The organism is Streptomyces plumbidurans (genome assembly GCF_019857225.1).
In the GTDB taxonomy this organism is placed as follows: domain Bacteria; phylum Actinomycetota; class Actinomycetes; order Streptomycetales; family Streptomycetaceae; genus Streptomyces; species Streptomyces plumbidurans.
In genome coordinates, this window is record NZ_JAFJSY010000002.1 from 81,741 (window position 1) to 101,786 (window position 20,046).

A 20,046-nucleotide genomic window follows, 5' to 3' on the forward strand; every position below is an offset into this window, starting at 1 on the left:
GTCGGCGTCCAATTGACGTGTCCCTGGCCGGACTTATCCACAGGGCAAAGCGGAGTCTCGTGATCCGCGAGATCGTCTGCGTATGACGAATCACGGCGAAAGCACTGGATCCCACGAAAACGGCAAGCCGACGGGGCGCGACGGTCAGGGGGCCGATGACGAGCGCTCGGCCTTCCCGGACGCATCCGAGCGCCCGGTCCGCCCGAGCCGAGTCGACTGCACCGCGTACGACAGCCACGGTGCCGACCACCAGGTGACGCTGCGCAGTCCCGCCGAGCTGGCCGACGCGCTGCCGTATCTGCTCGGGTACCGCCCCGAGGACAGCATCGTTCTCGTCGCCCTGCACGACAGGGACGGACGCGGCCGGTTCGGTGGCCGGGCCCGCCTCGGCATTCCTGCCGGGCCGGACGACTGGGCCTCTGTGGCCGGGCAGTTGGCCCACGGGCTGGTGACGGGCAGCGAGCGCAGAGGAGCCCGGCCCGAGCAGATGGTCGCCTACCTGTGCCAGGAGCCCGAGAAGGGCGAGTCGGGGCGGCAGGTCATGGAGCGGCTGCGCCCGTTGGCCCAGAAGCTGCGCGTCGAGTGCGGTCTCCTCGACGTGCCGGTGATCGAGGCGCTGTGCATCTCGGACGGCCGCTTCTGGTCGTACTGCTGCAGCAACGAGGCGTGCTGTCCGCCCGAGGGCCTGCCCATGGGGCTGCCGGGCACCTCCGTACTCGCCGCCGCCGCCACCTACGCCGGCTTGCAGGTCCGCGGCACCCTGCGCGAACTGCGAGCCCGGCTGCAGCCCTGGGAGACCGCTGCCGCCCTGGAGCAGGAGAGCGCCCTGGACGCGGCGAGCGCGGCGCTGGTCCCCAGGATCCTCGAAGACGCGAGCCGCGTGGGCGTGGCCGAGGAGACACTCGAACTGGCCGCGCTGATCATGCGACGGCTGGCGGAGGCACCGCCCGTCTCCGGCCCGCTCGCGGCGGACCGCCGTGACGACGAACTGCTTGCCCATGACGAGGCCGCGACCTTGATTCTCGGCCTCCAGGACCGCGTGACCCGCGACCGCGCGGCCGAATGGATGGAGGGCGAGGAGGCCGCGTCCGCACTCCGACTGTGGCGTGCCCTTGCGCGCAGGTGCGTCGGGCCCTACAACGAACACGCGGCGGCACCGCTGACCCTGGCCGGTTGGGTCGCCTGGTCCACGGGCGACGACCTCGAGGCCCGCGAAGCCCTCGCCATGGCACTGGGCTCGGACCCCGACTACCTGTTCGCCCGTCTGTTGCACCAGGCCTGCAACGAGGGCCTGGACCCGGAGGCGATCCGCCGCTGTCTGCGCTCGGAGCGGCGGGACCGTGGGCGGCCGGAGGCCCGGCAGTTGCCCGCGGGAGAGGGGGCCGCGGAGCCGGGGGCGGTCGAGGGCGTGGAGCTGAACAAGCCGGTGCCGGACCCGGTTCAGAGCCCAATTCAGAACGAGGCGAAGGATTCGATGCCGGGACCGGCCGCCCGCTCACGCCGCCGCACCCGCCAAGGCAGCACCCTTCGCGGCACCTCCCGCTCGGCAAAAGCAGAGGCGAGGGGAAGCGGCTCGGGCGTCCCGCGTCAGCGAACGTCGGCTTCGAACGGCACCCGCCCCGGCTCCGCACGACCAGGGCACATGCGTCCACGGACGTCCGGAAAGGGCCCGGCACACCGCCGCGACGGTCGGCCCGGGAGCCTGCAGCCCGGAAGCGACGGTATCGGTGGGGAGACGTGAGAGGCGCGGAGGGCGACGAGGGGAGACGTGATGAGGAGTGGGGACGGTGGCCAGGGGAGACGTGACGAGGAGCGGGGAGAGCGACGAGGGCAGACGCGACGGGGTGCAGGGGGGCGGAGACCGGTGCGGCCGAACCAAGGCGGTCGCGAAGCGATCCGCGTCCGGCTGGATACGGCAGCCCGTGGCCACGATGAAGCCGGCGGAGCCATCCGTGTGGCCGCCATTCGGTCGGCTCGGCACGGCGCGGGCGTGACCCCGGGGACCCCCTCTCCGTTCACCTGAGTGGCGGAGCGCCTGGATGGCCGTGTCGCCACCAAGCCCACGACCGTCCAGATCCTCGCCACCTGGCGCCGCACACGCCCGAGGCGCATAGAGCGCAGAAAAAGCCACCCCATGCACCAGCCGACTCCGCCCTCCGCCTCCGCATCCGCCGCCTCCTTCTCCGCCACCGACCGTTCCTCGCCGCCTCCACAGGCGGGTGCCGCCCCGTCGACACCTGCGGAGCTTTCCGGCCGACCTGAGCCGCGTCCCGTGATCGACGTCCCGGATGGGCTCTCGTCCACCCGCCGGCAGCGGTCCCCGACAACCCCGACGAGCCAACCCCAGCCACAGAGTGCACCGGGCCGACCGACCCGGACTGCTCCACCCGTAGCCCGACCAAATGCGACCTCACCGCCGCTCGACCGCTTCGACTGCCTCAGGAGGGATGCTGCGTGACCGATCCATCAGAACCCAGGCGCCCAGCGGTCGATACGCCCGAGCAGCCGGGGTACAACGCCCTCGAGGTATCCGAGCGAGGGCACCGCACGACCGAACCAGCCGAGCCAAACCGCCCTGTCGCGCCACGGAGCCCTGCTGTCGCGCCAAGCCCCCCTGTGCTACGCCCCCTGCACCCCGACCACCCACCGATCCGGCCGACGACCTCAGCCCGACAACCAGAAACATCCCCGGGCCGACCCCCCTCGGCTCCCTTCACCCCCCGCCGCCCCATCGAACTGCCACCCACTCACACCGCACTGATCTGCGTCGGGCTCCCGGGACTCGCCATCTCGACGGAGCAAGGGCAGATGACCGGCCAGGGCCTGGAGGGTTTCTATCGCGCGGGCAGGCGGCTGCTCTCCCGTTGCCAGATCCGCGTCTCCGGGCGCGAACCGCTGGCGGTGCAGGCCCGGATGACCTCGGCCGACCGGGCCCGCTTCGTGGGGACGTTGCGTGCCTCCCCGCACTCCGGTCCGGACCCGGACGTCGTCGTCGAGCGCGTTCGCCAGGCGGACGGCACGGAGCGCATCACGTTGCACAGCACAGCCCTTCGCCCCCTGCGCGTGCCGGTCGAGGTCGCGCTCGGCACGGACCTGGCCGAGCTGGGTGCCATCGCTTCCGGTGCTGCTCCGCCTCAACTGGCCGCATGCGTCGGCGAGTCGGGCCTGCGCTGGTCCGGTCCCACCGGGGGCTCCTCGGTCACCGCGGACCCGCCCCCCGCTGATGCGCTGGCCTCCGCGGGGCTGCTGCGCTGGGAGTTCGAGTTGCCGCCGGGCGGCAGTAAAAGTGTGGAGCTGCGAGTACGGCCGGAGGGAGCGGGACCCGTCCGGGCCGTGGGGCGTACGACCACGAGCCCTCTCGCCCCTGCTCAGGCCTCCGGCGACGACCGCAGGGTCCAGCCGCTGCTGCGGACAAGCATCGAGGACCTCAACGCACTCCTGCTCCGCGACCCCGCGCATCCGTCGGACCTGCATCTCGCGGCAGGAGCCCCCTGGCGCTGCGGTCCGGCCCCGGCCGACGCACTCGCCGCGGCGCGGATGACGCTGCCCCTCGGCACCCGGCTTGCCGCAGGCACGCTGCGCACTCTCGCCCGTACCCAACTCCCGGGCACGGGGCCGCAGTCCGGCATGATCCCCGGGCCACGACGTGATGCGGGCACACACCTGCCTCCGGGCTGCACCGGTACCGAGGCCACCCTGCTCTTCCCGGTCCTTCTCGCGGAGGCCCGCCGCTGGGGGCTCCCCGACCCCGAGCTGGAGGAGATGCTGCCGGCGGCCGAGCGCTGTCTTACCTGGCTGCGGACGAACGTCGGCGACGGCACCTACCTGTGCGATCCGCAGCCCGGCGGTCCCGTCCGCTGCGAGACGCAGGCGCACGCCCACCGAGCGGCCCTCCTGGGCGCGGACCTGCTCGATGCCTGCGGCAGACCGGGCGGCGCCGAGCTGCGGGAATGGGCCCGGGCGCTGCGAACGGCCTTCCGGGAGGCCTTCTGGATCGACGACCTCGGTGGTGGCCGACCGGCAGCCGCCCGCGCCGCCGACGGCACCCCGGTCCCGCAGTTGGGCGCGGGCGCCGCCCACCTCTTCGACACCGGCCTGCTCGGCGGGGGAGAACTGGCCCCTGGACTGCTCGACAGGGTGCAGACCGAACAGCTTGCGCGGTTGCTCGGCGGTCCGGCCATGGACTCGGGCTGGGGACTGCGCGGGCTGGCCGCGAAGGAAGCCGGATACAACCCGTTCGGCCACCGCACCGGTGCCGTGCGCGTCCACGAGACCGCGATCGCCGTGGCCGGTCTCGCCGCGGCAGGCTACGAGAAGGAGGCGAGCGCGCTGCTGAGGGGCGCCCTGTCGGCGGCCGAGGCCTTCGGCTACCGGCTGCCAGAGATGTACGCGGGGGAGCAGCGCACCGAGGGCAGCGCCCCCCTCCCGCACCCGGCGGCCTGCCGCCCCGCCGCGACCGCAGCGGCCGCGGGCGTCCTGCTGCCGGTAGCACTCGCGGGAATCCGCCCCGACGCCCCCGCAGGGACGGTCACGCTGCGCCCCGTGCAGTGCGCTCCCCTCGGCGAGATCGTTCTGACGGGACTCCGGATCGCCGGCGCCCCCTTCTCCGTACGGGTCAGCCGGCTCGGCCTCGCCATGGTCGAGGAGGCCGCGGACGGCCTGCAACTGAGGGTCTGACCACGGACGGCGCACCACAGCACAGCGGCCCGGAACGCATGGTGAGGCGCATATCGGACCGAAGTGGATCAGCCATCGAAGCGACCGACGAAGGGAGTGTTTATCGTCAAGCAGACGACTATGATCGCCGCATGCCCTACGACCCGTCAGCCTTTCCGCCCTTCGCCGTCACCGTGGACCTGGTCGTGCTGACCGTGCGCCGCCATGCCCTGTGCGCGCTGGCGGTACGCAGGGGTGAACCGCCGTTCCAGGGGCGCTGGGCGCTCCCTGGCGGCTTCGTACGGGCCGACGAGGATCTGGCGCAGGCCGCCGCGCGAGAGCTGGCCGAGGAGACCGGGCTGCGCGCCCATGATCCGTCCGTCCCCGCCCAGGACAACGGAGCACACCTGGAGCAGCTGGCCACCTACGGCGACCCCAAGCGGGATCCCCGCATGCGTGTCGTCAGCGTCGCCCACCTGGCGCTCGCGCCCGACCTGCCCGCACCACGGGCGGGCGGTGACGCCAGCAACGCACGCTGGGCGCCCGTGGAGGAGCTGCTGCAGCAGACCGGCTACGGCCGCGACGGCGAACCGGTGGCACCGCTGGCCTTCGACCACGCCCAGATCGTCTCCGACGGCGTGGAACGCGCGCGATCCAAGATCGAGTACTCGTCCCTCGCCACCGCGTTCTGCCCCCCTCAGTTCACGGTCGGCGAGTTGCGCCGGGTCTACGAGGCGGTGTGGGGAGTGGCCCTCGATCCACGCAACTTCCATCGCAAGGTGACGGGGACGCCGGGCTTCCTCGTCCCCACCGGCGGGACCACCACACGTCAGGGCGGACGCCCGGCCCAGCTGTTCCGGGCGGGCGGCGCCACGCTGCTCAACCCCCCGATGCTGCGCCCCGAAGTGTGACGGCGGAGCCCGAACTCCGGGCAACGCACCGGGCGGAGAACGGCACACAGGCGCGAACCGGCTCGTAACGGCCTGCGGAATGGGCGCGCGATCCACACTAAAACGGACATAGCGCGCTATCTTGCTGCGGGTGATCCAGGTCTTCGGGTTGACCAGCATGCCCCGTAAGGGGTTTCCGTGTGCCGTCGACGATGTCTCCTTCGACGCACACTCAGGCCGCCTCACCACACTCCTCGGTACGCCGGGAGCGGGCAAGACGACGGCTCTCAGACTCATGCTCGAACTCCAACAGGGCCGCGGCATCACCCACTTCAGAGGACGGCCCCTGCATCGCATCGCGCACCCGTCGCGTGAAGTCGGTGTGCTTCTGGGCGATGTACCGGGGCATCCGGCCCGTACGGTCCGCGGCCATCTTCGCCTGCTGTGCGCCGCCGCGGGAGTGTCCATCCGCCGCGCCGACGAGGTCATGGAGGCCGTGGGTCTCGCCGGCCTGCGCGACGAACGCCTCGGCACGCTCTCGCGCGGCATGGACCGCCGTCTCGGCCTGGCCTGCGCGCTGCTGCCCGATCCGCACACCCTCGTCCTCGACGAGCCCGCCGACGGACTCTCCGCCCGCGAGGTCCGCTGGCTCTACGGCATGCTGCGTGCACACGCGGCCCGGGGCGGCACGGTGCTGCTGACCACCGCTGACCCCAAGGAGGCCGCACGCGGCGCCGACCGGGTCGTCACCCTCGAGCAGGGCAGAGTCGTCGCCGACCAGGACGCCGAGGACTTCGCGCGCACCCGGCTCCGCCCCCGCGTCGCCGTTCGCAGTCCGCACGCCGCGCGCCTGGCCGCCCTGCTCACCAAGGAGGCCCGCAACGCACAGCGCTCCGTCGAGGTGGTACGCGAGGGTGGCAACCGCCTCTCCGTGTACGGCAGTAGCTGCGCCGACATCGGCGAGACGGCCTTCCGGCACGGCATCCTCGTACACCAACTCGCCGACGAGATCGGGGACATGGGGCCCGGGGCGACGGACACCCTTGTCAAGGAGCCCGCAACCACCACCGATCCGTCGGCGCCGCAACGGCAGAACGCGTCGGGCGCCGCACGCGACCGTATCGCCGCACCGCACTCCACGCTCTCGGTCGAAGAGCCAAGCCACGCGGGTACGCAACCGCCATCCGTGACTCCTGACGGTGCCGCCCATGAAGCGCACTCCGATGCGGATACCAGCACGTACCCCGATGCGGATCCTGACGCGCGCCCCGGCACGTATATCGATGCGTATCCCGACGCGCACCCCGGCACGTATATCGATGCGGATCCTGACGCGCACTCCGATACGCACCCCGATGCGCGCCCCCATGTGAAATCCGCCCCAGACCCCGAACCGCTCTCCCCGGTCCGGGCCGACGACCTGTCGTCCTCGTCCTCCTCCTCGTCCCCCCTCCCCCCTCCCATCTCCGTACGCTCCGCCCCCAGCCCCCTCCGCCCCCTCCGCTACGAAATCCGTCGTGCCGCCGGAATCAGCACGGGATTTCTCACAGGCGCGGCCGTGCTCGTGGTGTCCGCCCTAGCCGCCCTCTTCTTGGCCCGGAGCGGGCACACCCCGCAGGAGCGTCTGCTCGTCGCGTGGCCGCAGGAGCTGCCGCTGCCGCCCGCCGCGCTCGGAGCGGGGCTGCTCGGTGCGCTGGCCTTCGGTGACGAGTTCCGTCACCCCGCGCTGGCGGCGGACCGCGGCACCGTCCCCCGTCGGCTGGGGCTGCTCGTCGCGAAACTCCTCGTCGCCACCGCAACCGCGCTGATGCTGGCCTTCCTCACGGTCGGCTGCGACGCCGAGATGCTCTACATCGTCTACGGACGGGAACTCACGCAAGTTCCTGCGGACTGGCTCTCGCTGAGCGCGAGTTGGTTCGGACTGGTCGTCGGCTGCGCCTGGGCAGGAGTGCTCGCAGCCGGCGTATTCCGGTCGACCACCGCGGGACTTGCGGCGGTGGTGGCGGTGCCAGTTGTCGTTGTTCCCCTCGTACAAAAGGCCTTGGCGGGTTCGTCCGTGCGTACGGCAGCCGGTTTTCCGTTGCGTCTGCGGGAGGTGCTTCTGACGCAGTGGCCCTTCGGTGGTGAGCGCTATCTGTCCGCTGTCGCGCGAGTGGTCGCCCAACCCGTGGGCGGCGCCCTGACGTTGTCGCTCACGGCGCTGCTCTGCGCGTATCTGCTCACCACGCTGCGCAGCAGGTTCCGATGACGACCGTCCGCACACTTTCGCCCTGCCTTGTGCACAACTCCCGGGGGTAAGCCCATTTCTTTCCGATAAGGCGTCAATTGCGACGGGGTGAGCGATCACCCTTTCGTGTGCTTTTCACCAAAGCCCTCAAGGGAGTTGAGGAGGGCGCCGACAAAGGTTCCGTGAGTACCCTTGCGCACACCATGATGACCGCCGCCCGCTCCGCAGACTCAGGTCTCGTCGGCCCGGGCGAACTCGACCGCTATCCCTACGCGGAGACCCACGTGTCCGACCGCGTAGGAGCCCCCGCCTGGGAGGGCGCGGATCCCGAGCTGAGCCGCGTGGGCCGGCGTGCCGCGGGCAGTCGCGGACGCGGGCTCCACGGCCAACTCGTCCAGCAGCTGGGTCAGATGATCGTCTCCGGCGATCTGGGCGCCGACCGTCCGCTGGTTCCCGAGGAGATCGGCCAGCGTTTCGAGGTCTCACGCACCGTCGTCCGTGAGTCGCTCCGCGTCCTCGAGGCCAAGGGCCTGGTCAGCGCCCGCCCGAACGTCGGCACGCGCGTGCGCCCCGTCAGCGACTGGAATCTCCTCGACCCGGACATCATCGAATGGCGCGCGTTCGGCCCGCAGCGAGACGACCAGCGCCGCGAGCTGAGCGAGCTGCGCTGGACGATCGAACCGCTGGCTGCCCGCCTCGCCGCGGGACACGGACGCGAGGACGTCCAGCAGCGGCTCGGCGACATGGTGGAGATCATGGGGCACGCCATGGGGCAGGGCGACGCCATCACCTTCTCCCGCGCCGACAGCGAGTTCCACTCCCTGCTCATCCAGGTCGCGGGCAATCGGATGCTGGAGCACCTCTCCGGGATCGTCTCTGCCGCTCTCCAGGTCTCCGGCGGCCCGGTCACCGGCTGTGACCGGCCGAACGAGGCCTCGCTGGGCCATCACGGCCGGATCGTCGACGCCCTCGCCACCGGAGACGGCGTCGCGGCCGAGTCCGCCATGCGCCAACTGCTCACCGCCCACCCCGAGGTGGAGCGCGTGGTGCCCGCGCCGCGCGAACACTGACCACACCCGCGGGCGGCGCGGCCGGGAGATGTCTCCCTCCTCCTGTGGCATCGCTCGGCCGCCGAACCGCCTCCGTCGGACCCCGCAGGATCCCGGAGATCCTGCGGGGTCCGACGGCGTGACGGCAGTGTGCGTGACGGGCTGTGTGACACTGGAAACGGACCGCGAGGTCTTGAGAATGCCGCCGCTTGAGTCACGGACGACCTTGTCTGCCCGTTTCTGCCCGTTTTTGGGCGCTTACGGGCTGTGACTCGGGCCACGTAGATTGGGCGTAACACTCGTGGAAACAGCGCGATGACCTAAGAGGTGACAGCCGAGGAGGGAATACGGACGCCGCTTGCGGCGCTGTGCATCTTCCCGGCACCCGCCCGCGCCGTCGGCCCAATCCCCAAGTCGGCGGTCGGCTCCTGTCCGCAGTGGACGGGGCCGGAAGCCGTTTTCCAACGTTCCGAGAGGTTGTTCGTGTCGGCCAGCACATCCCGTACGCTCCCGCCGGAGATCGCCGAGTCCGTCTCTGTCATGGCTCTCATTGAGCGGGGAAAGGCCGAGGGGCAGATCGCCGGCGACGATGTGCGTCGGGCCTTCGAAGCTGACCAGATTCCGGCCACTCAGTGGAAGAACGTACTGCGCAGCCTCAACCAGATCCTCGAGGAAGAGGGTGTGACGCTGATGGTCAGTGCCGCGGAGCCCAAGCGCACCCGAAAGAGCGTCGCAGCGAAGAGTCCGGCCAAGCGCACCGCCACGAAGACGGTCGCGGCGAAGACGGCGACGGCCAGGAAGGCCACCGCCACCGCCGCCCCGGAGGCACCGCCCGCCGCCGACGTGCCGGTCGAGGACGACGCCCCCAAGGCCGCTGCGAAGAAGGCGGTCGCCGCGAAGAAGCCGGCGGCCGCGAAGAAGACGGCCGCCAAGAAGACGGCGGCCAAGAAGACCAGTGCGAAGAAGGACGACGCCGAGGCCGTAGAGGAAGAGACGGTCGAGGAGGCCCCCAAGGGCGACGAGCCCGAGGGTGCCGAGAGCGCCGGCTTCGTACTCTCCGACGAGGACGAGGACGACGCCCCGGCCCAGCAGGTCGCCGCGGCTGGCGCCACGGCCGACCCGGTCAAGGACTACCTCAAGCAGATCGGCAAGGTCCCGCTGCTCAACGCCGAGCAGGAGGTCGAACTCGCCAAGCGCATCGAGGCGGGCCTGTTCGCCGAGGACAAGCTGGCCAACGCCGACAAGCTCGCCCCCAAGCTCAAGCGCGAGCTGGAGATCATCGCCGAGGACGGCCGCCGCGCCAAGAACCACCTCCTGGAGGCCAACCTCCGCCTGGTGGTCTCCCTGGCCAAGCGCTACACCGGTCGCGGCATGCTCTTCCTGGACCTCATCCAGGAGGGCAACCTCGGTCTGATCCGCGCGGTCGAGAAGTTCGACTACACCAAGGGCTACAAGTTCTCCACGTACGCCACCTGGTGGATCCGTCAGGCGATCACCCGCGCCATGGCCGACCAGGCCCGCACCATCCGTATCCCGGTGCACATGGTCGAGGTCATCAACAAGCTCGCGCGCGTGCAGCGCCAGATGCTCCAGGACCTGGGCCGCGAGCCCACCCCGGAGGAGCTGGCCAAGGAACTCGACATGACCCCCGAGAAGGTCATCGAGGTCCAGAAGTACGGCCGCGAGCCCATCTCCCTGCACACCCCGCTGGGCGAGGACGGCGACAGCGAGTTCGGCGACCTCATCGAGGACTCCGAGGCCGTCGTCCCGGCCGACGCCGTCAGCTTCACGCTCCTGCAGGAGCAGCTGCACTCCGTCCTGGACACCCTGTCCGAGCGCGAGGCCGGCGTCGTCTCCATGCGCTTCGGCCTCACCGACGGCCAGCCGAAAACCCTCGACGAAATCGGCAAGGTCTACGGCGTCACACGCGAGCGCATTCGCCAGATCGAATCCAAGACGATGTCAAAGCTCCGCCACCCGTCACGGTCGCAGGTGCTGCGGGACTACCTCGACTGAGCCGGTTTTTTGGAAGCGCCCCTGACCTTCGGATTTACGGGTCGGGGGCGCTTTTCTTGTCCGGGCCAGAGATCTCAGTCGTTGGCATAGGCCTTCGGCCTGAGCGCAGACCGAGCACAAGCCCTCCAGGACTCGTGGCTCCTTCTCCCCACCGCCGAGCGGAAGAGCGCGCCGCCGGGAGGTACGCCGCGGGCAGACCGAGGTGGTGGGCTGTCGGGCGAGGCGAGGCACCTCGCAGCGCGCTATTTCACGCGCTGCGCCCCTCCCTGCCCCTGCCCCTGCGCCTAGGCAGGCCAGGCACAGCGCTCACCCCTCCGTACTGCGTAACCACCCTCAAGCCGCGCTCCCACGACGCCATTCGCCAGCTCCTTTCGCTGGAAACCACCCCTTCCCCCACCACCCCGCGAATGCGCCCCCCGCCGGACTGAATCACGCTGGGTCTGTGATCACCACCCCAGAGTGAGGAGCCTGCATGCGTCGATCCTTTGTTCGGGCGCTGGTGCGGCCGCTGGTGCTTGCGGCCGCCGCGACCGCATTACCGTTGCTTTCCATGTCTCCCACGTCTCCCACGTCTTCCACCACTGGCGCGCTTTCCGCGCTGTCCCCTGCCTCCGCAGCGCCCGCCGGCAGCGTCGTCATAGGGAGCTTTCCGATCGATGTGTCCGAGAGTCCCTGGACGGTGGCGCTGTCGAGTCGTGACCGGTTCGGGGGTACGCGGGCGGGGCAGTTCTGCGGAGGTGTGGTCATCGGCCGTACGACCGTGCTCACCGCGGCTCACTGCATGGGGGAGGACGTCCTCGGCACGTCGGCGAAGAGCGTGCGCGACCTCAAGGTCATCTCGAACCGCACGGATCTGCTCTCGAACCGCGGCCAGGAGATCCCGGTGCGTGCGGTCCGGGTGAATCCGGACTACGACAGCAGCAGCAACGCCGAGGACTTCGCGTTGCTGACTCTCGCGGTGTCGCTGCCGCAGAGCTCGGTCATCGAGATGGCGGCCTCCGGTGATCCTGCGTACAAGCCGGGCACGAGCGCCATGGTCTCGGGGTGGGGGGATCTCACGGGCGGTGGAGACTATGCGCACAGTCTGCGAGCGACGCGGCTGCACGTGCTGTCCGACGCCCGGTGCCAGGAGGCGTACCCGGGCGGTGCGGAGGGCGTCTACGTCGCCCGGAGCATGCTGTGCGCCGGAGAGGCCGGAGGGGGCCATGACGCCTGTCAGGGGGACAGTGGCGGTCCCCTGGTGGCCAAGGGGAAGCTGATCGGGCTCGTGTCGTGGGGGAGTGGCTGCGGTCGAGCCGGCAGTCCCGGTGTCTACACGCGCGTCTCTGAGGTCGTACGGGCGCGGCATCTCGATGCCTGGGCGGGCGGGCCGCGCGGGACGGGCGGAGGAGCCTGAGCGTCATCCTTCGCCGGTGACGAGCGCGGGCGGCGCGGTCCCTGTGAGCAGGGGACGCGCCGCCCGTCGACCGGCCTGTGCCGGAGCTGGCTCGTCGTTGATGCGAGGTCTCAGCGCTCTTCGTCTGCTGTGGTCGCCGGAACGGACGTGAGCCGCTCCGTCTCGTCCTGTATCTCAGCGGCGATCTTCTTGAGTTCCGGCTCGAACTTGCGCCCGTGGTGGGCGCAGAAGAGCAGCTCTCCGCCGCTGAGCAGGACCACACGTACGTAGGCCTGCGCGCCGCAGCGGTCGCACCGATCAGCGGCCGTCAGCGGGCTCGCGGGGGTCAGAACAGTAGTCACGTCGCCTCTTCTCTAGCTCGACGAGCTGTCGTACCAGGGTCAACATCCAACCAGCCCTAAAACGTTCCCGCCCCGGGCTTTTCCTCGAAAAAATCTTTCGAGGCCGGCTGTCTGCTGCCGGTTGGCGGCGAATGTGCCGTATTGCGTGTCAGTCGTGTCTTACGGGTTCGCGCGGTCTGTCAATGTCTGGTCCTCCGGCTGGGTTGCCGGTTGTTCATGAGGACGTGCCCGGAGCCTAAATGGTTCATGCCTGGAAGGGAACGTGATATGTACTTCACCCCATCGAGGGATCGAACACGTATGCGACACTGGGCTACGCTCTACTTCAGCCGAGGGTGGCGTTACAACGGCTCTACCAGGCCTCGGTACCCTCTTGACGGCAACCGAAGCCGGGCCCTTACCCACCAGGGCCTCACCTGAAATTCAGCGAGGAGCGAACCGCGTGACCGCCGAAACGTCCGTGCCGTCCACAGCGCTGCTGGCAGGAGCAGACCGGGACGGTTCCAACTACACCGCGCGGCACCTGCTCGTCCTCGAGGGGCTCGAGGCCGTGCGGAAGCGTCCGGGCATGTACATCGGGTCGACCGACAGTCGCGGCCTGATGCACTGCCTGTGGGAAATCATCGACAACTCCGTGGACGAGGCCCTGGGGGGCTACTGCGATCACATCGATGTGATCCTCCACGACGACGGCTCGGTGGACGTACGGGACAACGGCCGGGGCATCCCGGTCGACGTCGAGCCGAAGACGGGCCTGTCCGGCGTCGAGGTCGTCATGACCAAGCTGCACGCCGGCGGCAAGTTCGGCGGCGGCTCGTACGCCGCCTCCGGCGGTCTGCACGGCGTCGGCGCCTCCGTGGTGAACGCCCTGTCGGCCCGCCTGGACGTCGAGGTGGACCGCGGCGGCCACACCCACGCGATCAGCTTCCGGCGCGGTGTACCGGGCGCCTTCGCCACGAGCGGCCCCGACGCCAAGTTCGAGGCCGGCAGCGGCCTGCGCAAGACCAAGAAGATCCCCAAGACCCGCAGCGGCACGCGCGTGCGCTACTGGGCCGACCGACAGATCTTCCTCAAGGACGCCAAGCTCTCCCTGGAGACGCTGCACCAGCGCGCTCGCCAGACCGCCTTCCTGGTGCCCGGCCTGACCATCGTCGTCCGTGACGAGCTCGGCCTCGGCGAGGGCGGCAGCAAGGGCGAGGAGTCGTTCCGCTTCGACGGCGGCATCAGCGAGTTCTGCGAGTACCTGGCGAGCGACAAGCCGGTCTGCGACGTCCTGCGCCTGTCCGGCCAGGGCACCTTCCGGGAGACGGTCCCTGTCCTCGACGAGCACGGGCAGATGACGCCCACCCAGGTCACCCGGGAGCTCGACGTCGATGTCGCGATGCGCTGGGGCACGGGGTACGACACGACCCTGAGGTCGTTCGTGAACATCATCGCCACCCCCAAGGGAGGCACCCACGTCGCGGGCTTCGAGACGGCCGTGACCAGCACGATCAACGAGGTGCTGCGCGCCAAGAAGCTGCTGCGCGTCGCCGAGGACGACGTCGTCAAGGACGACGCCCTCGAGGGCCTCACGGCGGTCGTCACCGTGCGCCTGGCCGAGCCGCAGTTCGAAGGCCAGACCAAGGAGGTCCTCGGCACCTCGGCGGCCCGGCGCATCGTGAACACGGTGGTCGCCAAGGAACTCAAGGCGTTCCTGACCTCCACCAAGAGGGACGCCGCCGCACAGGCGCGCGTGGTCATGGAGAAGGCCGTCGCCGCCGCGCGCACGCGCATCGCGGCCCGCCAGCACAAGGACGCCCAGCGTCGGAAGACGGCTCTGGAGTCCTCGTCGCTGCCGGCCAAGCTCGCGGACTGCCGCAGCGACGACGTGGACCGCAGCGAGCTGTTCATCGTGGAGGGGGACTCCGCGCTCGGCACGGCCAAGCTCGCCCGGAACTCCGAGTTCCAGGCGCTGCTGCCCATCCGCGGCAAGATCCTCAACGTCCAGAAGTCGTCCGTGACCGACATGCTCAAGAACGCCGAGTGCGGCGCGATCATCCAGGTCATAGGAGCCGGCTCGGGCCGTACGTTCGACATCGACGCCGCCCGCTACGGCAAGATCATCATGATGACGGATGCCGATGTCGACGGCTCCCACATCCGGACCCTGCTGCTGACGCTCTTCCACCGCTACATGCGGCCCATGGTCGAGGCGGGCCGGGTCTTCGCCGCGGTGCCGCCGCTGCACCGCATCGAGATCGTCCAGCCGAAGAAGGGCCAGGACAAGTACGTCTACACGTACTCGGACCGGGAACTGCGCGACAAACTGCTGGAGTTCGAGAGCAAGGGCATCCGGTACAAGGACTCCATCCAGCGCTACAAGGGCCTCGGCGAGATGGACGCCGACCAGCTGGCCGAGACGACGATGGACCCGCGCCACCGCACCCTGCGCCGGATCAACCTCTCCGACCTGGACTCCGCCGAGACGGTCTTCGATCTGCTGATGGGCAACGACGTGGCTCCGCGCAAGGAGTTCATCTCCAGCTCGGCGGCGACGCTGGACCGCTCCCGCATCGACGCGTAGCCGCTGCGTTCGGGATCGGCCCCGCACTGACACGTAGCCGCTGCGTTCGAGATCGGCCCCGCATCGGCACGTAGCCGCCGCGTCCGGTCCGAGCGGGAGTTCGTCCGGTCGCCACCAGCGATGTCGTACGGCGGCTCCACCCACGGGTGGAGCCGGCGGGCGTTTACGGATCCACCCACGATCCACCCCAGCGCCGATCTGCTGACCTGCGGATCTCCGTAGCGTCGAAGGCGTCGGGCAGCAGTCGCTGTCGCGGCTCCCTTCTTCGCTCACGGAGGCATTGATGTCCGGGCTCGTCAACGCGTTGGTGATCGTGGCCGTGGTCGTCCTGGTGATCGTCCGGCAGTTCCGCGCACAGCAGATCGGCACCGGGAAGCGCTGGTGGCTCGTGCCCGCGGTCATCGCCGTTCTCGCGCTGCGCCAACCCGGCATCGTCGACCCCCATCACCACACCACATCGATCGTGCTGCTCGGCGTCGAGCTGCTCATAGGCCTCGCCACGGGTGCCGGCTGGGCCTGGACCACCCGGATATGGGCGCAGCCGGACGGCTCGGTGTGGAGCAAGAGCACCAAGGCGAGCGTCACCGTCTGGATCGTCGGCATCGCCCTGCGCGCCGGTCTCTACGCGCTCGGTGCCGCCGTCGGCGTCCACCAGGACAGCGCCGCCCTGCTCCTCGCCCTCGCCGCCACCCTCCTGGTCCGCTCGGGACTCCTGATGTGGCGGGCCCAGTCCATCGCCCCGGCTGCGGGTTCCACCACGGCGTACGGTGACCACAAGGCCCGCCCCGCACGGAAGGAGCGTGTGTGACGGAGAACGTCTGGACGCGCTGGCCCTCGCGGGAGGCGCTCGGGAAAGCAGGCACATCACGACCCCGGCGCGTGATCGCCTGGGTCGTGAGGCTGGCGGCCCTGGGGTTTCTGCTGTGGGCCGCCTTCCACGGCAACCGGGTCCACGGCTGGGTGGCGGTCGCCGGTGGTGCCGGGGTGGTTCTGGCCGCATTTCTAGGCTGGGCCTTCTACCGCACCACGCTGCAGCACAGGCTGTGGCCCTCCCTGGCGTGCATGCTCCTGTTGCTGGGACTGGCCGTGTCGGCCCAGGCCGGGGGATTCCAGGGGCCCGCCTTCGTCCTGTGGTGCGCCTGCGCCGTCTCCGCTCTCGAGCGACTGCCGCTGGCGGTCGCCCTGCCGACAGCCGCCGTCGCCCTGTCCTCGTACGCGGCGGTGAACAACGACGTGTGGCTGACCACGGCGGCCACCACGGCGGGTCTCGCCCTGGCCGGCTATGTGCTGCGGCTCGACGCCGAGGCGCGTGGCCAGGCGCAGAGACTGCTCGCCCAGGAGCGGGCCGCGCGGGCCGCCGAGGCGGAGTCGGCTGCGCTGGCGGAACGGGCCCGGATCGCGCGGGAGATCCACGACGTGCTCGCGCACAGCCTCTCCGCGCAGCTCGTGCACCTGGAGGCGGCCAGGCTGCTGATCGAGCGCGGCGCCGACCGCGAGCAGATCCTGAACCGGGTGGTGGCGGCACGCGGCATGGCACGCGACGGCCTCGACGAGACGCGGCAGGCACTCTCCGCACTGCGCGGCGACATGACCCCGCTGGAGGACTTCCTCGCGCAGCTCGTCGATACGACGGCGGGTGCGGAGGTCACCATTACGGGTGAGCGCAGGAAGCTGCCGGCCGAGGCTTCTCAGGCGGTGCGCAGGGTCGCCCAGGAGGCCCTGACGAACGTCCGCAAGCATGCGCCGGGGGCGAAAGTGCAGGTGCGGCTCGACTACAGCGAGCGGCAAGTGACGCTGGACGTGCGGGACTTCGGAGGTTCACCGGGCGAGCTCACCGAAGCGGGCGGCGGGTACGGTCTGCTGGGCATGCGCGAGAGGGCCGAGCTGCTCGGCGGCTCGCTGGAGGCAGGGCGGGACAAGGAGGGGTTCGCGGTGACATTGAAGGTGCCCGTATGACCGATGGGGTCGAGGGCAGGCCTGCGCGTGTGGTGGTCGCGGACGATCAGACGGTGGTGCGTGAGGGCATCGTGATGCTGCTGGGCCTGCTGCCCGGGATCGAGGTGGTCGGCGCCGCGGGGGACGGGTTTGAGGCGGTGCGGCTCGTCGCCGAACTCGCCCCGGACGTCGTGCTGATGGACCTGCGCATGCCGCGCTGCGACGGTGTGGAGGCGACCCGGCGGATCCGTGCCGAGCACCCCGGCACGCAGGTCGTGGTGCTCACGACCTACGCGGACGACGACTCCCTGTTCCCGGCTCTGCGGGCGGGGGCGCGGGGCTATCTCACCAAGGATGCGGGCGGGGACGAGATCGTACGGGCCGTGCAGAGCGTGCTGTCCGGGGACGCGGGGCTGTCGCCGAGCATCCAACGCCGGCTGCTGGAGCGGCTGTCCGGTCCCGAGCCGCAGCCGGTGGCGGTGACCGAGGCGCCGGACGGGCTCACCACGCGCGAGACCGAGGTGCTGCTGCTGATCGCCGAGGGGTTCAGCAACCAGGAGATCGCCCGCAAGCTGCATGTCTCGACGGCGACGGTGAAGACCCACATCAACAACCTCTTCGCCAAGACGGGGCTCAAGGACCGTGCGCAGGCGGTGCGGTACGCGTACGCGAAGGGGCTCGCGCGGCCACCCGCGCAATGAGTCACCTGATGGGGTGAAGAGCGAGGGGAAGAAGAGTCACGGATCTTCCCGTTCTGTCCATCCTTGGGCATGCAGTCAAGCAACGGCCGGCCCCGCGCTGACGGGGGTGGCGCCGATGGTTCGGCCGACCACCGTGAGGATCACGTTCCGTCCCCTGCCGAGGAACCCGGGAGCGTGAGGTACGAGGACCCGTGGTACGACGCTCTCGCCTCCGGGTGGGGCGAGTCGGACGGCCCCGGCGGACAGGTTCCCGTCCCCGGACCCGGGATCGCTCCCGCGCGCAGGGAGGGTGGCGACGAGGCAGTGGTCGATGTCTACCTGGAGGTGCAGCGCAGTGCGGCGTTCCGGGAAGTGCGCAGCACTTATCGCAGGTTCGTGGTGCCGGGGGTCGTCGTCTTCCTCAGCTGGTACGTGGGGTACGTCGTGGCGGCCACCACCGCACCGGGGCTGATGGCGCGGCCCGTGGCGGGCGCCGTGAACGTGGCGATGCTGGCCGGGCTCGGGCAGTTCCTGACGACGTTCCTGTTCGCCTGGGCCTACGCACGGCACGCGCGGCTGCGCAGGGACCGGGCCGCCCTCGAACTGCGGTGGGACACACAGGAGTTGACGCGCGGGGCGCAGGGTGGTGTGGCGTGACGGGCAACCATCAGACACTGGCGCTGATCCTGTTCAGCGCGTTCATCGCCGTCACGCTGGCGATCACGACATGGGTGAGCCGCAACCGGCATGGATCCGCGGAGGAGTTCTACGCGGGCGGGCGTCTCTTCTCCCCGATGGAAAATGGTTTTGCCATCGCGGGCGACTACATGTCGGCGGCCTCCTTTCTGGGAGTCACAGGGCTCATCGCGCTGTTCGGGTACGACGGGCTGCTGTATGTGGTGGGCTTCCTGGTCGCCTGGCTGGTCGTGCTGTTCCTCGTCGCCGAACTGGTGCGCAACTGCGGGCGGTTCACGCTGGCCGACGTCGTGGCGGCGCGGATGAGCGAGCGGCCCGTGCGGATCGCGGCGGGAACGTCCTCGGTCACCGTGTCCGTTCTGTATCTGGTGGCGCAGATGGTGGGGGCGGGAAGCCTGGTCGCGCTGCTGCTCGGAGGGACGAGCCCGGCCGCGCGGGCCTGGACCGTCATCGGCGTCGGCGCGCTCATGGTGATCTATGTGTCGCTGGGCGGGATGCGGGCCACCACCTGGATCCAGATCGTCAAGGCGGTCCTGCTGCTGGCCGGCACGATCGTGCTGACCGTGCTCGTCCTGCTGCGGTTCCACGGCGACTTCGACCGGTTGCTGCTGACGGCGGCCGGGCGCAGCGGTCACGGGGACGCGTTCCTGACGCCGGGCCTGAAGTACGGCGGGGACTGGACCGCCCGCTTCGACTTCATCAGTCTCGGTCTTGCCCTGGTGCTGGGCACGGCGGGGCTGCCGCACATCCTGTCCCGCTTCTACACCGTGCCCACCGCCCGGGCCGCGCGACGCTCGGCGCTCTGGTCGATCGGGCTCATCGGCGGCTTCTACCTGATGACGATCGTCCTCGGCCTCGGCGCGGCCGCGATCGTGGGACCGGAGGCGATCAGAGGGTCGAACGCGGCAGGCAACACGGCGGTCCCACTCCTCGCCCTCGATGTGGGCGGCGGTGCGAACTCCACGGGTGGAACGATTCTTTTCGCGGTCGTCGCCGCCGTCGCCTTCGCCACGATCCTCGCGGTGGTCGCCGGCATCACGCTCGCCTCCTCGGCGTCCGTGGCTCACGACCTGTATGCGTCCCTGCGGCGCGGGCACGCGAAGCCGCGCAGCGAGGTGGCCGTGGCGCGGGTCGCGTCCGTCGGCATCGGCGTGGTCGCGATCGCCCTCGGGCTGCTGGCCCGCGATCTCAACGTCGCCTTCCTGGTCGGCCTGGCCTTCGCGGTCGCCGCGTCGGCGAACCTCCCGGCGCTGCTCTACTCGCTGTTCTGGCGCGGCTTCACCACGCGCGGCGCGGTGTGGGCCGTCTATGGCGGGCTGATCCCCGCGCTGGTCCTCGTCGTCCTGTCGCCAGTGGTCTCGGGCAGCCCGGAATCGCTGTTCCCGGGCGTGGACTTCCAGTACTTCCCGCTCCAGAACCCCGGTCTCGTGTCGATCCCGATGGGCTTCCTCGCGGGCTGGCTCGGCACCGTCACCTCCGGCGAGGTCCCCGACGAGGCCAAGCACGCGGAGACCGAGGTGCGGTCGCTGACGGGGGCGGGAGCCGCGTAAAAACCGCCGCTGTCACCGTCGTACGAGGAACGACTGCCGTGCGA

14 protein-coding genes are annotated in these 20,046 nt (G+C 70.4%); 13 read left to right on the plus strand and 1 reads right to left on the minus strand.

Annotation, left to right across the window (positions count from 1 at the left end):
* Window positions 1–82: 82 nt before the first annotated feature.
* The 7 genes from JYK17_RS01870 to JYK17_RS01900 all read left to right on the plus strand — a co-directional run bounded on the left by JYK17_RS01870 (window position 83) and on the right by JYK17_RS01900 (window position 12,234).
* Window positions 83–1,741 (plus strand): DUF4192 domain-containing protein, encoded by a 1,659-nt coding sequence (locus JYK17_RS01870; protein ID WP_222809622.1) that lies wholly within the window; start codon window positions 83–85, stop codon window positions 1,739–1,741.
* Window positions 1,742–2,760: 1,019 nt separating this feature from the next.
* Window positions 2,761–4,677 carry a glycogen debranching N-terminal domain-containing protein gene (locus JYK17_RS01875; protein WP_222809689.1) on the plus strand — a complete coding sequence of 639 codons (1,917 nt, stop codon included), beginning with the start codon at window positions 2,761–2,763 and terminating at the stop codon, window positions 4,675–4,677.
* A gap of 131 nt (window positions 4,678–4,808) precedes the next feature.
* Window positions 4,809–5,567: an NUDIX hydrolase gene (locus tag JYK17_RS01880; protein ID WP_108007295.1), complete on the plus strand. Its 759-nt coding sequence runs from the start codon at window positions 4,809–4,811 to the stop codon at window positions 5,565–5,567.
* 130 nt (window positions 5,568–5,697) lie between these two features.
* Entirely contained in the window at window positions 5,698–7,794 is a 2,097-nt protein-coding gene (locus tag JYK17_RS01885; protein WP_222809623.1) for an ABC transporter ATP-binding protein, read from the plus strand.
* A gap of 161 nt (window positions 7,795–7,955) precedes the next feature.
* On the plus strand, window positions 7,956–8,843 hold the full coding sequence (locus JYK17_RS01890) for a FadR/GntR family transcriptional regulator (protein WP_108007293.1): 888 nt from the start codon (window positions 7,956–7,958) through the stop codon (window positions 8,841–8,843).
* 462 nt (window positions 8,844–9,305) lie between these two features.
* Window positions 9,306–10,838: an RNA polymerase sigma factor gene (locus JYK17_RS01895; protein WP_267974132.1), complete on the plus strand. Its 1,533-nt coding sequence runs from the start codon at window positions 9,306–9,308 to the stop codon at window positions 10,836–10,838.
* Between the two features lie 472 nt (window positions 10,839–11,310).
* A complete protein-coding gene (locus tag JYK17_RS01900) occupies window positions 11,311–12,234 on the plus strand; it encodes a serine protease (protein ID WP_222809625.1) in 924 nt (307 codons plus the stop codon).
* Between the two features lie 110 nt (window positions 12,235–12,344).
* On the opposite strand, the gene JYK17_RS01905 is transcribed toward JYK17_RS01900, so the two are convergent.
* Window positions 12,345–12,575, minus strand: a complete 231-nt coding sequence (locus tag JYK17_RS01905; protein ID WP_108007286.1) for a DUF7455 domain-containing protein — start codon at window positions 12,573–12,575, stop codon at window positions 12,345–12,347.
* Window positions 12,576–13,017: 442 nt separating this feature from the next.
* Here JYK17_RS01905 and JYK17_RS01910 point away from each other — a divergent pair, with 442 nt between their 5' ends.
* The 6 genes from JYK17_RS01910 (at window position 13,018) to JYK17_RS01935 (ending at window position 20,002) form a co-directional block, all read left to right on the plus strand.
* On the plus strand, window positions 13,018–15,141 hold the full coding sequence (locus tag JYK17_RS01910; protein WP_108007284.1) for a DNA gyrase/topoisomerase IV subunit B: 2,124 nt from the start codon (window positions 13,018–13,020) through the stop codon (window positions 15,139–15,141).
* Between the two features lie 283 nt (window positions 15,142–15,424).
* Complete coding sequence (locus JYK17_RS01915; protein WP_108007282.1) at window positions 15,425–15,949, plus strand: CcdC protein domain-containing protein; 525 nt, start codon at window positions 15,425–15,427, stop codon at window positions 15,947–15,949.
* Window positions 15,946–17,097: a sensor histidine kinase gene (locus JYK17_RS01920; protein WP_222809626.1), complete on the plus strand. Its 1,152-nt coding sequence runs from the start codon at window positions 15,946–15,948 to the stop codon at window positions 17,095–17,097. Before JYK17_RS01915 ends, JYK17_RS01920 begins: the two co-directional genes overlap by 4 nt.
* The gene (locus tag JYK17_RS01925) at window positions 17,094–17,777 is read left to right on the plus strand and encodes a response regulator transcription factor (protein WP_108007278.1); all 684 of its coding nucleotides are present in this window, start codon (window positions 17,094–17,096) and stop codon (window positions 17,775–17,777) included. Before JYK17_RS01920 ends, JYK17_RS01925 begins: the two co-directional genes overlap by 4 nt.
* 69 nt (window positions 17,778–17,846) lie before the next feature.
* Entirely contained in the window at window positions 17,847–18,413 is a 567-nt protein-coding gene (locus JYK17_RS01930) for a DUF485 domain-containing protein (RefSeq protein ID WP_108007276.1), read from the plus strand.
* The gene (locus JYK17_RS01935; protein ID WP_108007274.1) at window positions 18,410–20,002 is read left to right on the plus strand and encodes a monocarboxylic acid transporter; all 1,593 of its coding nucleotides are present in this window, start codon (window positions 18,410–18,412) and stop codon (window positions 20,000–20,002) included. Before JYK17_RS01930 ends, JYK17_RS01935 begins: the two co-directional genes overlap by 4 nt.
* Window positions 20,003–20,046 lie beyond the last annotated feature (44 nt).

Excerpts from the sequence above, each read along its gene's own strand:
- JYK17_RS01925 (WP_108007278.1), top strand. The coding sequence starts at position 17,094 with ATGACCGATGGGGTCGAGGGCAGGCCTGCGCGTGTGGTGGTCGCGGAC.
- JYK17_RS01915 (WP_108007282.1), top strand. The coding sequence starts at position 15,425 with ATGTCCGGGCTCGTCAACGCGTTGGTGATCGTGGCCGTGGTCGTCCTG.
- JYK17_RS01930 (WP_108007276.1), top strand. The coding sequence starts at position 17,847 with ATGCAGTCAAGCAACGGCCGGCCCCGCGCTGACGGGGGTGGCGCCGAT.
- JYK17_RS01870 (WP_222809622.1), top strand. The coding sequence starts at position 83 with ATGACGAATCACGGCGAAAGCACTGGATCCCACGAAAACGGCAAGCCG.
- JYK17_RS01900 (WP_222809625.1), top strand. The coding sequence starts at position 11,311 with ATGCGTCGATCCTTTGTTCGGGCGCTGGTGCGGCCGCTGGTGCTTGCG.
- JYK17_RS01880 (WP_108007295.1), top strand. The coding sequence starts at position 4,809 with ATGCCCTACGACCCGTCAGCCTTTCCGCCCTTCGCCGTCACCGTGGAC.